Genomic DNA, 15,817 nt, shown 5'->3' on the forward strand with positions numbered 1-15,817 from the left:
CCCCGCCCTGAAATGTCATTGTCCCGCGCTTGAGGTTTGAGCGCGACTCATCGCGATGCGCCTAACCGATCACGATCGTCGTCAGCTCGACGAAGGCCGGGGGGACGCAGCAGCAATAGTTCATCACGCACGCCAATAAACACAAAAAGTTTAAGCGCGCTCGCCCTAGACCCCAGAGGTGAAGGAAGCATTTTTGCTGAAAATCACCTAAACTCAAAAACCACAGACTGAAAGCCCAGTTAGTTTTTACAACGGGCTACACATCCTTCGTGCGGTTAAAACTGCCTTATCGAAGACCCAATATATTCAGCAATTTTTGTGCCATATACGCACGGAAAATTGGACTTAATTACTGTTGGCCATCTAGGGAGGTTATATAAAGCGCTTCAAGACCAGTCAAATGTTGCGGCCTATCGCGCTTGTAAAGCATTGTTAAATCTACTGGAAAAAACCCAATGAAAAAGATACTCGATGCTCGAAAAAAGGGTTCTTACCCTGAAACATATCGTAAAAAATTTCATTTTCGACCGCTATCCAATCGTCGCCGAATGTCCGTTCTGGCGCTAACCTTCGGATTCCTCGTCGGGGCATCCTCCGCGCTGGCGCAAGGATTTGACGCACCAAGCATTGTGAAGGGCGAAATCATTCCCATCCCTATGCTACAACGGCTTCCTAGCGACGAAGCATTGAATCAGCCAAACGCCGTCAGCCTGGATGTGCTGGCCGAAGATTTCGAGAGTGGAGCGACCGTTTGGACAACAACCGGGGATTGGGAGATTGGCGCCGTCGCATCAGGTCCAAACACCGGCGGTCTCGGCAATTCCACCCAAGCGGCAGCAACCATCCTGGACGGCAATTACTCCAATCAAGCCAATGCCAACCTGACCTCTCCATCCATCTCGCTCCCAAGCGGCGTCTATGACTACAGTCTGGAGTACTCCGAGTGGTTTGAGACCGAGACGGTAAAGGACCAAGGCGTTACCGAACTGTCCGTCGACGGTGGCGCAACCTGGACCCTGCTGAGCACGATCAATGGCAGCAGTGAGATCAACGGCAGCATCCAGTGGCGCACCCAACAGCTTCCTCTGGATGTCGCCGATGGCTCGACCATCCAGATCCGTTTCCGCTTCACCAGCGACACTTCCGATACATCCGCCGGCTGGTACATTGATGATCTCCGGGTGATCGCGAGTGAAGCCGATCCGATCAAAGTCAGCCTTGCCACCCTCAACGCGCAGGAATTTCCGATCGTCCGCGCGCAGGTGCGCCTCAAGGATCTCGGTGGCAATTGTCCCGCTCCATTGACGACGTCCAATTTCGAGATCTACGAAGACGACGTCCTGCAGACCGACCTGTTTGAGGTCACGCCTCCTGGTGGTCCGAGTCTTGCTGACATCGTGTTCTTGATGGATAACAGTGGCAGCATGAGCGACGAACAGGCCGCCGTGGTTGCCAATATCGAAGACTTTGTTGACAACCTTAACATCGCTGGCATCAATGCCGCCCTGGGTCTGACCCGCTATGGCCAAAGCACTCAAAGCGGCGACCCCATTCTGGAAGATAACGGCACCCTGAGCACGGATACGCTGTATTTCAAGACGAATGTGCTCACTAGAAACATCAGCTCTGGCGGTACTGAGCCGGGCTACAAAGCCATCAGCGACACGGCCTCCAGTTTCACTTTCCGACCCGGATCCCAGCGCATCTTCGTCGAGATCACCGACGAAAAGCCCAACCAGGGTAGCGGTTCCGGTTATGTGCTTCAGGATGCCAAGGACGCCCTTACGTCCGCCGATGCAACGCTGTTTGCCCTGACGAGCACCTACCTGTTCCCCACCTTCGAACCCCTGGTCCAAGATCCGACTACGCAGGTGTTCGACATCCTCGAACCCTTCGACCGTATTTTAAAATTCATCGTAAGTCAGGTCTCCGACGTCTATTCATTGCGCTACCAGACGAGTAATCCGGTTCAGGATGGCGTGCAAAGAACGGTGAGGATTGAAGCCACCTGTGGCTCGGATACCGGAACAGTGGTTGGCCATTACACACCAGGCGCCGCCCCGGTCATCACGCGGACGCCAGCCACCGAGGCGCTATCGGACACGGCCCAGCAGGATAGCCTCGACCTTCCGATCATTGCCGAAATCGCTGATGCGAAGGATCCCTTCGTGACCGGTGCCACCCTGTATTACAAAGGCGTTAACGACGCCAGCTTCACCCCGGTCGCCATGACCCAAACGAATGGCGATAGCACTCAGGGCACCTGGAGCGGCACCATTCCCGCCGCCGCCGTGCAAGGGCCTGGTATCGCTTACTATCTGACGGCCACCGATGGGGATTTGACGACTTCCAGTCCTCGTGTCAATCCCTCATCTGACCCCTATCTAATCGCCGTGCTACCGAACGTTCCGCCGGATCTGCAGCATACACCGGTCACGTCCGCGCCAGTTGCCACCGAGGTTGCGATCGCGGCAACGGCTTCAGACACGACTACGTCCCTAGCCTCGGTCAACCTCTTTTATCGTGTGGTCGGTGACTCTCTATACGAGCACCTCGCCATGACCGATCAGGGCGGCGGACAGTATCAGGCCGCGATTCCGTCAGCCACCATGGGTCCAAACGGGGCTGAGTACCGTATCGTCGCCACCGACGACTTCGGTCTGGCAAGCACCGTCGGAACGGCTGACCAGCCCTTGAAGATAGAGGCCATGTCCTCGCTGAGCGTCACGGTGAACGGTTCGGGTTCGGTGACCAGCAATCCCGCGGGCATCGACTGTGGTCAGGATTGCACCGAAAGCTATCTTGGCAACGCTGACGTCACGCTCACCGCGATTCCTATCTCAGGCGCGGCCTTTGGTGGCTGGGGCGGCGACTGCGCAGCCAGCGGCACCGACAGTACATGCACGCTAACCATGGAAACGGCCCGAACGGTATCCGCGTCCTTCGCCCAAAACGCCTATGGTATTCAAACCACGGCGGTTCCCAATGTTGGCGGTCAGGTGACCTGTAACCCCAATCCGGTCAATAGTGGTCAGAACAGCCAGTGTACCGCCACGCCGAATACGGGCTACGGCTTTACTGGATGGCAGGGCGACTGCAGCGGCTCCAACCTGAGCTGTACGCTCAGCGCGGTAACCAGCGACAAGAGTGTGACCGGCACCTTCGCGCTAAACACCTATGCCATTCAGACTCAGGCCGATCCCGCCGCTGGCGGTCAGGTTGTCTGTGCTCCGAATCCGGTTAACCATGGCGACGACATTCTCTGCACCGCCGCCGCCAACGCCGGTTATGACTTTACCGGCTGGGGTGGCGATTGTAGCGGTACGGACCTGAACTGCACACTGAGCGCCGTGATCGGCGGAAAATCCGTCATCGGTCGCTTCATGCTCCAGCCGACCGACTTCACGATCCAGACCGCTGCGCAACCGCCAGCCGGTGGCACGGTTCAATGCTCGCCCAATCCCGTCCCGCGCGGGGTGGACAGCACCTGCACTGCCACTCCGAACTCCGGGTATCGTTTCACCGGTTGGAGCGGCGATTGTAGCGGTACGGACCTGAGCTGCACCCTGAGTGCCGTCGCCAGTGCGAAGAGCGTGACCGGGGACTTTGCCGAGGCTGGTCCAGCCGCCACGCATTCCTTCAACGGCTGCTACATCCCGGGGGCTTTGCTGACCATCACCAACCAGTTCAACGACACCAGTGGTGACCAGGCGCAGAGCCTGACCTGGGATCCTCTGCTGCCGTCCGGCTGGACGATCGTCAGCGTCGAAGGCGATGGTGGCCCTCAGGTCAGCGCGAATAAGATCGCGTTTAACGGAAATCTGCGCCAGTTGCCGATCGAGTTCAGCTATCGAGTCAGCATTCCGAACGATGCACGAGGTGAACAGCAAATTGCTGCCCAGTCGATCTACCAATCCTCGAGCATGCTCAACCCGACGCATCTCCTCGTAGAGCCAGACCCGCTGTTCATCTGTCAGGGAACGATCGAGCGGCATTCGGCAGACTACAAAACGCCTGAATGGGTGATCGATGAAATCGAATACAGTCGTGTCCTGGCCCACTGGCGCGCGGGTGCCTATCATGTCGATGCCCAGGGCGTCGATGGCTATGGATCAGGCTCCGGCCCCACCACGACCGGCGATCCCCATGATGCGGACTATCAAAGCCCGTACTGGCGCATCGATACCTTCGAGGCCAGCCGCATCCTCGCCTACTGGCGCGCCATGGCCTACCACGTCGAGCCGGATACCCTTGATGGCTATGCTCCAGGCAGTCGGCAAATGGCCTCGCAACCACTCGTCGTGGGCGCCGATGCCCCGCAGGCCACTCACACCGTCAGCCCGAGTCAGTACACGTCTGGTAATACGCTGACCATCACCAGCACCATCGGTCAGAACGGCGATCGTCCATTGATCAGTCTGATATGGCTGCCGAAGTTGCCGAACGACTGGACCATCACGGCGGTTAGCGGTCAGGGTGGGCCTGAACTCAACACTAATCGCGACCAGATCCTGTTCACCAGCGACGACCTGAGCCTTCCGCTAACGTTTAGCTACACGGTGCAGGTGCCTGATACAGCCAGTGGCAGTCAGACCCTGCGGGCTGACTTCCAATACTGGTGGAACGATCCAACCATGGTCGATCCGGCCACCGCCTCGCTTGAGCCGCTGATGGTGAGCGACAGTGGCGGCAGCACGGTCGGCGATTGCAGTCGCAGTGAACTTGCGCTCAATGCTCCGATCACCAGTGGCACGCAGACCAAGCGTTCCGAGGTTGGCATTCGCACCACGGGCATGGTCACAGTAGCTTCCGGTGCCACGCTCGATCTAACCGCCCCGCGCCTCGTCTTCGAGCCCGGCTTCAGCGTCGAGTCCGGTGGACGACTCACGGCAACCTCAGCACCTGTGATCTGTACGGCCGTCTCAGCCCAGAGCGCGTCGGCTTCAAACGCCATCGCGCCTGAGTCTGTCGAGACGTTCGCACCTGGGTTCATCGCCAGTGCGGATACCCTGCCATCGTGGCTGCTGGAGCATCTCGCTGAGTTTGGCATCGACGCCGACGCCCTGACTGGCGGTCTGCTCGATACCGACGAACGCTGGCTGATCCTGGAAACCACCCAGGCGCTGCATCCCGAGGATGGCAACGAAGCGAGTGACCTGTATCGCCTCGATCTGCTGACCGACCACATCGCGCTGATCAGCGTCACCGAGGATGGCTCAGCCGGCAACGGCGCCAGCCGCGATCCAGCCGCCGATACGCTTGGCGAGCGGGTGGTGTTCTCCAGTGCCGCCAGCAATCTGGTGCCCGGTGATGAAAATGGTGTGAGTGATCTGTTCCTGCGCGATCTGGTGCTGGGCGTCACCGAGCGGCTGACACAGGCTGAACAGGCTTCGGCCCACCCGGCGGTCGATGCCGAGGGCACCGTTCTGGTCTATGACCAGGCGAGCCTTGAAGGCCCACGCCAGATCCTCGGCCAAGCGCTGAATGATAGCGTCGCCGCCGAGGTCGTCCCGCTGAGCGAAGGCCACCCCCTCGCCGATGCGCATCACCCGGCGATTAGTGCCGACGGCCGTTTCCTGGCCTATCTACGCCAGTCGTCCGATGCCCAGGGAACGCCGGACTGCACCGTCGAGATCCGCGACTTCGTCACGGGCCTTAACCATCGTCAAGCCTGTCCGGCCGCGCTCGCCACGGCCACAGACCAGGTGCGAGCGGCGTTCAGTCAGGATGGGCGCGAACTGCACTGGCATCTGTCTGGACAGGAGCAGCCAGTCAGTGTATCCAACCCGCTTGGAGACTGAGCCTCGGCTGGTGCGGTCCCAGTATTGAGTGCTGTGGCCGCACCTTTTCAGTAGCCGTTTCGTTGTAAGTCACTTGGTCGGACCCGCCAAACCCACAGGGATGTGGGACACTGTGACCTGTGACGATCAAGCAGGATCATTCAGGCAAATGTGTGTTTTTTCGCCAGGCAATGTGACTTGTCGAATCGGGTTTTGGCTCAGTACGTTGCTGATTGGCCTTTTTTTCAGTACCTCGATCCACGCTGGCCAACAACCACAGCCAGCACAGAATGACGACGCACCCGGACTACTCAAGGAGCATAATCGTCTTCTGGACACCGCCGAGTCCGATGGAGAGGTACTCGTCATCGTGGAACTGATTGTGCCAGATCAAGATGTACAGTCTGTCCGCCTGACACAGGACTCCGCCCACCAGCGCGCGCTCGACGCTGTTCAGCAACGTGTTCTTGATCGTATCAACGAAAATCGCTTACGTAACGCCAAGGCTACCGGACTGAAGCGCTTCTCGATCTTTCCCGGTTTTGCGCTGAGCGTCGATGCGCAAAGCCTTCAAACACTGCTGCAAAGCTCCGAAGTCTTGCGTGTGATCGCCGACAACCGCCATCGACCGAGTCTATTCGATAGCGTGCCTCTCATCGGTGCTGACATCGACGGCACTTTCAACGGCTATACCGGCGCCGGGCAGACCGTAGTGGTAATCGACACCGGCGTGCAAACTGATCATCCCTTCCTCGCCGGAAAGACCGTTGCCGAGGCCTGTTATTCGACCACCTTTTCGACAGGCGGCTCCGAATCCGTAACCTCCTTGTGTCCCGACGGTGCCACATCCTCGACCGCACCTGGCTCCAGCTATGCCTGCGACCCTAGCATCCAGGGATGCACGCATGGGACACAGGTCGCTGGTATCGCCGTGGGCAAGGGCGAGGATTTTAATGGTGTTGCACTGAATGCGAGCTTGATTTCCATCCAGGTCTTTAGCCAAATCAATTCGTTCAACTTTTGTTGGCCCGACGAAACCTGCGTAGCTGCCTATGATTCAGACATCATTGCCGCCCTGGAGCATGTTTACGCGCTCCAGTCCACCCACAGAATTGCGGCAATCAACCTGAGTTTGGGCGGTAGCCTTTCATATAGCCCCTGCGACACCAGCCCCTACAACGCAATCATCAATACGCTTCGTGACGCAGGAATTGCAACCGTCATTGCCAGCGGTAATAGCGGATCAACTAATGCCATTTCCAATCCTGCCTGCGTGTCGAGCGCTATCAGTGTCGGCAGTACCACCAAAACCGACGAGGTGTCATCTTTCACGAACAGTGCGGACTTTCTCGACCTACTTGCTCCGGGCAGTTCAATCTACTCGTCCACTCCCTTTGATCGTTTTACCACCGGCAATGGCACCTCGTTTGCTTCGCCTCATGTCGCTGGGGCTTGGGCCGTACTTGCCGAAGCCGCTCAGGATCAGCGATTTTCGGTGTCTGCAATTGAAAACATATTGAAAACAACTGGCTTTCCTATCACCGATAGGCGAAGCGGTGCCAACAATCGTCAGTTGCCCCGCATCGATCTACAAGCCGCTGTTTATGAATTGGCCATGTCTGGAGACTGGTTTAAAATTCAGGCCGATGTCTTGCCCTCTTTGGGTGGGTATGTTTCCTGCAAACCCGAGGCCGTTGAACTGGGCGGCAATAGCGTCTGCATTGCCAATGCAAACACCGACTATCGATTCAGTTACTGGAGTGGTAACTGCGACGGAATGGATACAATCTGTCAATTGAATAACATCGCTACGGATCAGAGCCTAATCGCTCATTTCGTCCCCAACTGCGGGACACAGAGCGTGCCGATTTTTCCTGGCGAATCTTTGAATGGAGATTTAAAGCGCAGCGATTGTATCTTTTCCTTTATGGATAACAAAAATTATTTCAATCCATTCGATTTTCAATCAACACCTGGCGCAACATATATCATTGATCTCGTTTCCACAGCATTCGATGCGTCTTTGTATTTATTCGATCAATCTTGGGAGCTGATCGCTGTCAATGATGATTTTTTAGGCCCGGACTCTAAAATTATTTATCCCGCACTGACTGATCAAAGACTTAATATCTATGTGACCTCTCACGATGCACTCAGCACCGGTGACTACACCCTATCTCTTAGTGAAGCAAATGGAATTAGCGACGACAGGTGCTCGACTGAGACGCTCAGCCTCCAGGAAACGTTTTACCGTGGCAGCTATCGTGTGCGCTCAGAGACCACCATTACCGTCACCGCTGAGGTAAACACGGCGGCTAGGCTTATGCTGAAAGCGCCGCGCATCGAATTCGATCTTGGATTTCGAGTCGCTGCTGGTGGAGCACTTACCGCTACGAGTTACCCGGTTAACTGTGCCGACGCTCGCTAGCTCACGGCCTCGTCTTCCACTTCAACCTAAAGCCGTTGCAATCAGGAGAACCCTATGTTTAGACCCTTCCCTCGCTGGCCATTGGCGCTGATCGGCGCGCTTGGCCTGCTCGCGAGCAGTCTTCCAACCCAAGCCGATGATTTTTGCGTCCATAGTGCTACTGAATTGCAAAACGCGCTGTCTTTAGCGGCCTTCAATCAAACCGATGATCGCATCCTGCTGGTACAGGGCACCTATAACGGCAATTTCCTGTATACAAGCACGACGCCTTATGATCTTGAGGTCCTCGGCGGTTACGTCAGCGGCTGTGGCAGTCGCGTGCAGGATCCCGCCAACACAGTGCTCGATGGCGGTGGCACCAGTACCGTGTTGATTCTAATCGCGCGGGAGTTAGCGGCGAAATTTAATATTGACGGACTCAAGCTGCAAAATGGTGTTCGCGCCGCTGGCGATAAACATGGCGGTGGATTGCGCGTCGAAACCGCCGGCTCGTTCAGCCTGGGGCATAGTGTCATCGCTAATAATAGCGCCAGCGAGAATGGCGGTGGCGTCTATATTCTCTCCAGCCAGGTCACGCTAGACAGCAATGTGTTTACTGAAAACACCGCTAAATCAGGTGGCGGCGGATATGTGTATGCTAATCGCGTGGATTTGACGGGCAACCGTTTTGCCAATAATACCATCAACTCTCAAAATGGCGGAGGGATCTATCTTAGTGCGCCGTACAATGCTGTTACGACAGTCACGCTTGATAGAAATGAGTTTTTGGAAAATAGCTCACCAAGAGTTGGAGGTGGTGCTTATTTATATTATTTCGATACCGTCTATTTAACGGAAAACAGTTTTACGAACAATACGGGTGGTGGTGTTTCGATGTATTCCATCGGCACGACTACAATGACGGAAAACAGTTTCGCAAACAATCGCATCGCAAGCAGTTACCACGGCGGCGGCGCTCATGTTGAAGCCGCGAATGCGACGCTCACGCAGAACAGTTTTACCGGCAATATCAGCGCGTACCATGCGGGTGGCCTTTATTTATCAGGCTCCAACTCAGCAACTCTGAATAAAAATGATTTTTTCGAAAATACGGCGGAAAACTCTGGTGGCGGTGTTTTTGTTTCGCAGTATGACACGATTTATCTTGCGCGAAATCAGTTCTCGAACAACACAGTAAAAAATGATGGTGGTGGCGCATATATTGAAGGAGGCTACAGCAACATCACTCTTACAGAAAACGAATTTTCGACCAATTCAGCGCTGGAATACGGCGGAGCGGCCAATATTTACATGTACTCCAGCAACAACAACCTGATAAATCTTGTCAACAATTTAGTTGTCGATAATGAAGCGGGGTTTTCCGGTGGCGGTTTTAACATTGATATACGCCGCAGCAGCCGGATCAGCCTCGTGAGCAATGCGCTGCTTCGCAATTCCGCTGGAGCCGCATCCCCCGATGCGATCGGCGGAGGTCTTGCTCTGAGTGCGACGGACGGCACCCTAACGTTCACCAACAACACCTTAGTGCAAAACGATGCCCCAGCCGGCGGCGGCGTCGGAATGATGCTGAATGGTGAAGGCAGTTCGGTTGGAGGGACACTGCGCAACAATCTGTTTTGGGCCAACCGTGCCTCGCCCGGTCAGGATTTATGGATCAATAACGATGTTGATGGCGATTTTGCTTTCTATCCGCTGACACTGCGCCATAACAACTTCAACCAGACACTGGGCAGCGGTATCAGCATGACCATCCCGCTGCCCGTTGATTCAAGCAATCAAAATGCCGTCGATCCACTGTTCGCCGACATCACTAATGATGATCTGACCCTGTTGAACGATTCCCCCATGGTGAACGCTGGGGATCCAACTACTAGCGGCCTGCCCGCCACCGATGTCGCCGGCCGGCCGCGTCTAGTGGGTCAGGTCGTCGACATCGGCGCGTATGAAAACCCCACCGGCGACCCGAACTGGGCCGAACTCAACGTGGGCCTGGAAGGCAACGGCGTGGGCACCGTGACCTCGGAGCCGACCAGCATTGACTGCGGAACAGCCTGCAACAGTGTGTTCGCCGCCGGAACTGAGGTCACCCTGACCGCAACAACGGCGTCGGCCGATATGGTTTTCGGCGGCTGGAGCGGTGCCTGCTCCGGCGCAGAGCCGACCTGCACCCTGACCCTGAACGAGGCCACCGTGGTGATCGCCACCTTCATACAGGGTTATCCGATCACCACCCAAGTCACCCCGAGCAATGCCGGCACCATCGACTGTGATCCCAATCCAGTACCCAGCGGCCAGAGCAGCCTCTGTACCGCCCGGCCCGCCAGCGGTTATGGCTTCACCGCCTGGAGCGGCGACTGCACCAGCACCACTAATCACCGCTGCACTCTGACCAGCGTCAATAGCAGCAAGTCGGTCACCGCCGGATTTACCGCCACAACCGACCTCACGGCCAGCCAGAATGTCGCAACGAACTATGTTCCCGGCGGCCTGTTGACTGTCACCGCGCAGTTCAATGACACCAGCGGCGCGGAGGTACGCGGTCTGACCTGGCTGCCCGAGCTCCCCGCCAGCTGGACGGTCACCAGCGCGACCGGCGATGGCTCACCCCAGGTCATCAACAACGAAATTCTGTTTACCGGCAACCCTCAATTGCCAATTGATTTTAGCTACCAGATCCGGGTGCCCGAGGACGCGCGCGGCGACCAGCAACTGGCCGCTACCCTCAGCTATCAGTCGGCAGACATGACCAATCCCGTCACCCTGACTGCCGAGCCTGACCCGCTGCCGCTTGAGCAACTGCCAGTCGTCCGCCACAGTGCTGACTACCAGGATCCGCCTTGGCACATCGACGCCAACGAAGCCAGTCGTGTGCTCGGCTACTGGCGCGCAGGGGCTTACCATATCGATCCTACAGGTGTGGATGGCTACAACGCGGACACTGGCAGCACCGCCGGCGCGCGGCACAGTGCTGACTTTCGCGAGCCTCACTGGCGCATCGATAGCTTCGAGGCCAATCGCGTACTCGGCTACTGGCGCGCACCTTCCTACTACGCCGAACCGCAAGGTGACGATGGCTATGCGCCCGGCGGCCAACAGAACGTGAGCGCCGCGATCGAGTCTAATCCCTTAACGCGGACGCTCGCGGACACAACTGCCCCGTCGGCCACCCAGTCGTCGACGGCGGGCCATTACACCCCGGGCGCCACCCTGACCATCACGAACACCATCGGTCAAAGTGGCGACGACCCGCTACTCGCTCTGATGTGGGTTCCGACGCTTCCGAATGGTTGGACCCTGAGCAGCGTCAGTGGCACGGGGAGTCCCGAGCTCAGCCCCACGGGTACGGAAATCCTCTTCACCGCCAGCGGCGAGCTGACGTTGCCATTGACCTTCAGTTACACCGTCCAGGTTCCGATCACGGCGAGCGGCAGTCAAAACATCAGTGCTGAATTCATCTACCAGCGCCTCGGTATGCTCAATGCGGCCAGCGCCTCGGCCACACCGAATCCGCTCATCCTCAGCGATATCGACACCGACACGGGCGGCGACTGTCGCACCGACACGATCAATCTGAGTGCTTCGATGACTGGCGGCTCTCAAGCGTTGCGTTCCGAGATCGGCATCCAGGTCGCCGGCTCAGTATCGGTCGCCAGCGGCGCCACGCTTGACCTGACCGCCCCGCGCATCACCTTCGCGCCCAGCTTCCGAGTCGAGGCTGGCGGGCGGCTCATGGCAACTTCGGCACCGGTGACCTGTACGGCAGCGGCCGTGGCCTCGGCCCAGAACGCGGCGGCCTTGATCGCCAGTGCGCCGGCAGCGGTCGCGCCCGGGTTCATCGCCGGCAAGGATGCCCTGCCATCCTGGCTACAGGAGCATCTTGCTGAACTCAGCATCGACACTGACGCCCTGACCGGCGGTCTGCTTGATGCCGATGAACGCTGGCTGATCCTGGAAACCACTCAGACGCTGCATCCCGAGGATGGCAACGAAGCGAGTGACCTGTATCGCCTCGATCTGCTGACCGACCACATCGCGCTGATCAGCGTCACTGAGGATGGCTCAGCCGGCAACGGCGCCAGCCGCGATCCAGCCGCCGATACGCTTGGCGAGCGGGTGGTGTTCTCCAGTGCCGCCAGCGATCTGGTGCCCGGTGATGAAAATGGTGTGAGTGATCTATTCCTGCGCGATCTGGCGCTAGGACTCACCGAGCGGCTGACGAGTGCCGACCAGGCCTCGGCCCATCCAGCGGTCGATGCCGAGGGCACCGTCCTGGTCTATGACCAGGCGAGCTTTGAAGGTCCGCGCCAGATCCTCGGCCAAGCGCTGCTCGATGGCGCCTCCGCCGAGGTCGTGCCCTTGAGCGAGGCCGATGCTTGGATCGATGCTCACCACCCGGCGATCAGTGCCGACGGGCGCTTCCTGGCCTATCTGAGCCAGTCATCCGATGGCGATGGAACGTCCGTCTGCACCGTCGAGATCCGCGACTTCGTCACGGGCCTCAACCATCGTCAAGCCTGTCCGGCCGCGCTCGCCACGGCCGCCGACGAGGTGCGAGCGGCGTTCAGTCCGGATGGGCGCGAACTGCACTGGCATCTGTCTGGACAGGAGCCGCCAATCAGTCTCGCCAACCCGCTTGGGGACTGAGCGCCGGCTGGCGCGGCCTAGGCCTTAAGGGCCGCGGCCGCGCCCTTGCAGTCGCCACTTCGTTGTCAGTCATCCGGACGGATCCGCCAAACCCACAGGGATGTGGGACAGGGTGACCGGCAATGCCATTAACTTAAGGTTAATCCACTGATTTTGTTAGACTATCTCCTCCGTCCAAACGAGGAGTCCCAATGAAACGCACCAACGATATCGCCCTGAACCTTGAAGAAGCCCAGTCGGTCTCCAGCGTTTCGGCGGTCTACGAGACGCTGCGTGCAGCGCTGTTCTCGCCGGAGTGGATCGAGCGCTTCCGTCTCTCGGAGACGGCCTTCACCCGCGCGCGCGATCTGCCCTTTGCGCCCCTCGTGACCTGTCTATTGAATCTGCGCAAGGGCAGCCTGGAGCAGGAACTGGAGGGCTTCTTTGCCACGCTGGAGGGACAGCCCTACGCCTCGGCGACACCGACTCCCGCGGCGCTGTGTCAGGCACGCCAACGCCTCTCGGCCCACGTGTTTCCGGCCTTGAACCGCTTGGCCATCGCCACCTGGCGTGGCGGCCAGGGTCCGAGGCTGTGGCACGGGTTTCGACTCTTGGCCGTCGATGGTTCGACGCTGCGCTTACCGCGCTATCCCCGTCTTGAAGCCTACTTTGGCGCCCAAGCCCATGGGCCGATCCTGGCGCGCGTTTCGATGCTCTATGACCTGGGTCAGGAGCTGATCTTGGATTTCCAGCTGGGCGCCTACTGTATCAGTGAGCGCGAGCTGGCCATCGCCCATCTCCAGGCCGCCGAGGCCGGGGATTTGATCCTCTACGACCGCGGCTATCCGGCCTTCTGGCTGATGGCGATGCATCGGTCACAGGGCCTGGAGTTCTGCATGCGCCTGGCGCGCGGGAGCTTTGCCGCCGCTGAAGCCTTCTGGAGCAGCGAGGCGACCTCCGAGATCATCACCCTCAACCCCTCCTCTGAGCAACGGCGTGAATGCCGCCAACAGGGCCTGTCAACCGACCCCATTCGCCTGCGCCTCGTGCGCGTGCGCCTCCAGGGCGGCGAGACGGAGGTGTTGGCCACCACGGTGCTGGAGGAGGAGCGCTTGCCGGCCCGCTTGTTCAAGGCCCTGTACCATCGTCGCTGGGGCGCCGAGGAGAGCTACAAACGCCAGAAGCGCTGGGTCGAGATCGAGAATGTCTCCGGACGCTCGCTGTTGGCCGTGCAGCAAGACGTCCACGCCAAAATCCTCGCCTTGAATCTCTCCAGCCTCGTGCGCTTCGTCGCTCAGCTCATCACCACCCGGCGCTCCCAACAGCGCCACTACCGCTACCAGGTTCGCTGGACCAGCACGCTCTCAGCGATGAAGAACACCTTCGTGCGCCTGTTGCTCGCTGCAGCGCACGCGCCCGTTGCCCTCCTGACAACGCTCGCCGCCAAGCTCTCAGCGGCCGTCGAGGCCATACGTCCAGATCGCCAATTCCCGCGTAAAAATCCCGGTAAACTCAAGCCCGGATTCCATGCACCCTATCGGCGGACGGCTTAAGTTAATGGCATTGGGGTGACCGGTGACGGCCAATCAGGATCATTCAGGTCAATTCATCCCTTAAACCGCGTCCAGAGCCAAATGCGTCATTCTCATGAGGTGTTTGGCTTTGGAGGTTTCCTCGATCTCGATGAGACGCGGTTTAAAATTTTATGTTTTTTATTAACTTAAACCGCACCTCGCTGATCGTCCGTGGAGACGCAAAGCGAGTTAAACGTCACGAAACTGCGTTTCTCACTCTGGGCGCGGTTTTCATTTAGGAGAATCTCATGTCCCGACCCTTCAATCGCTGGCGATTCGCGCTGATCGGCGCGCTCGGCTTGCTCGCGAGCAGTCTCTCCGCCCAAGCCGAGGAGTTCTGCGTTAGCAGTGCCAGCGAGTTATTCAGTGCCTTGATCACGGCGGCTTACAACGACACCGATGATCGCATCCTGCTGGTGCAGGGCACCTACACCGGTAATTTTCTGTATTCCAGCAGAACGGCCTATGATCTTGAGATCCTCGGCGGTTACGACAGCGGTTGCGCCACGCGCACGCAGGATCCGGCCAGTACGGTGCTCGACGGCGATGACACCGGTACCGTGCTGATTCTGATCGCGCGGGAGTTGGCGGCCAGCTTCAACATTGATGGGATCACGCTGCAAAATGGCGCGCGTTCCGTTGGCGATGGACATGGCGGCGGATTGCGCGTCGAAACCGCTGGCTCGGTCAGTCTCGGGCACAGTGTCATCGCTAAGAATACCGCCAGCGAGAATGGCGGCGGCGTCTATATTCTCTCCAGCCAGATAACGCTGGACAGCAGTGTTTTTACGGAAAACACCGCCAAAATAGGCGGTGGCGGCCTTCTGTATGCCAGTCGCGTGAATTTGACGGGGAACCGTTTTGCGAACAATACCATAAGCTATCGAAATGGCGGCGGAGTCTATATTTCTGGTGCGCCATCCATTCTTGGCAAGACAGTCACGCTTGATGGGAATGAGTTTTTAGAAAATCTATCGCCAACTGTTGGAGGTGGAGCTTATTTCACTGGTTTCGATACCGCTAACCTAACGGAAAACAGTTTTACGGATAATACGGGTAGTGGCACCTATTTGGATTCCATTGGTACTGCCATATTGACAGGGAATAGCTTCACAAACAATCGCACCCTGAGTGGTAGCTACGACGACGGTGGTGGCGCCTATGTGAAAGCCACGAATGCAACGCTCACGCAGAACAGTTTTACCGGCAATATCTCAGTGGGCGCCGGGGGAGGGCTTTATTTGTATGAATATCCTAAGGAAACGCTGATCAAATACCGTTTACTATTCGTTAACACTGAAAGTGCCCTTTTTCACAAACATTTTGTTTTCAGTGGCTACGTCATGAGTGTTTCGCGCTCCATTCAATGGCCCGTGCGGCCCATTTCGGCCACATGTAGGTCGTCATATCAC

General features: G+C 57.9%; 5 protein-coding genes. All 5 read left to right on the forward strand.

Features of this window, described 5'->3' with window-relative positions; genetic code table 11:
* Positions 1-455: 455 nt before the first annotated feature.
* Positions 456-5,801, forward strand: coding sequence for an InlB B-repeat-containing protein (locus GJ668_RS15120; RefSeq protein WP_155450970.1), 5,346 nt, complete (start codon positions 456-458; stop codon positions 5,799-5,801).
* A 205-nt stretch (positions 5,802-6,006) separates the two neighbouring features.
* Positions 6,007-8,208 (forward strand): S8 family serine peptidase, encoded by a 2,202-nt coding sequence (locus tag GJ668_RS15125; protein ID WP_186343130.1) that lies wholly within the window; start codon positions 6,007-6,009, stop codon positions 8,206-8,208.
* Between the two features lie 54 nt (positions 8,209-8,262).
* Positions 8,263-12,852: a right-handed parallel beta-helix repeat-containing protein gene (locus tag GJ668_RS15130; RefSeq protein ID WP_155450972.1), complete on the forward strand. Its 4,590-nt coding sequence runs from the start codon at positions 8,263-8,265 to the stop codon at positions 12,850-12,852.
* A gap of 191 nt (positions 12,853-13,043) precedes the next feature.
* The gene (locus tag GJ668_RS15135) at positions 13,044-14,384 is read left to right on the forward strand and encodes an IS4 family transposase (protein ID WP_155450973.1); all 1,341 of its coding nucleotides are present in this window, start codon (positions 13,044-13,046) and stop codon (positions 14,382-14,384) included.
* 269 nt (positions 14,385-14,653) lie between these two features.
* A partial coding sequence (locus GJ668_RS15140; protein WP_155450974.1) for a right-handed parallel beta-helix repeat-containing protein occupies positions 14,654-15,817 on the forward strand: 1,164 nt, incomplete at its 3' end.

It is taken from the genome of Allochromatium palmeri (genome assembly GCF_009720725.1).
Lineage (GTDB): Bacteria > Pseudomonadota > Gammaproteobacteria > Chromatiales > Chromatiaceae > Thermochromatium > Thermochromatium palmeri.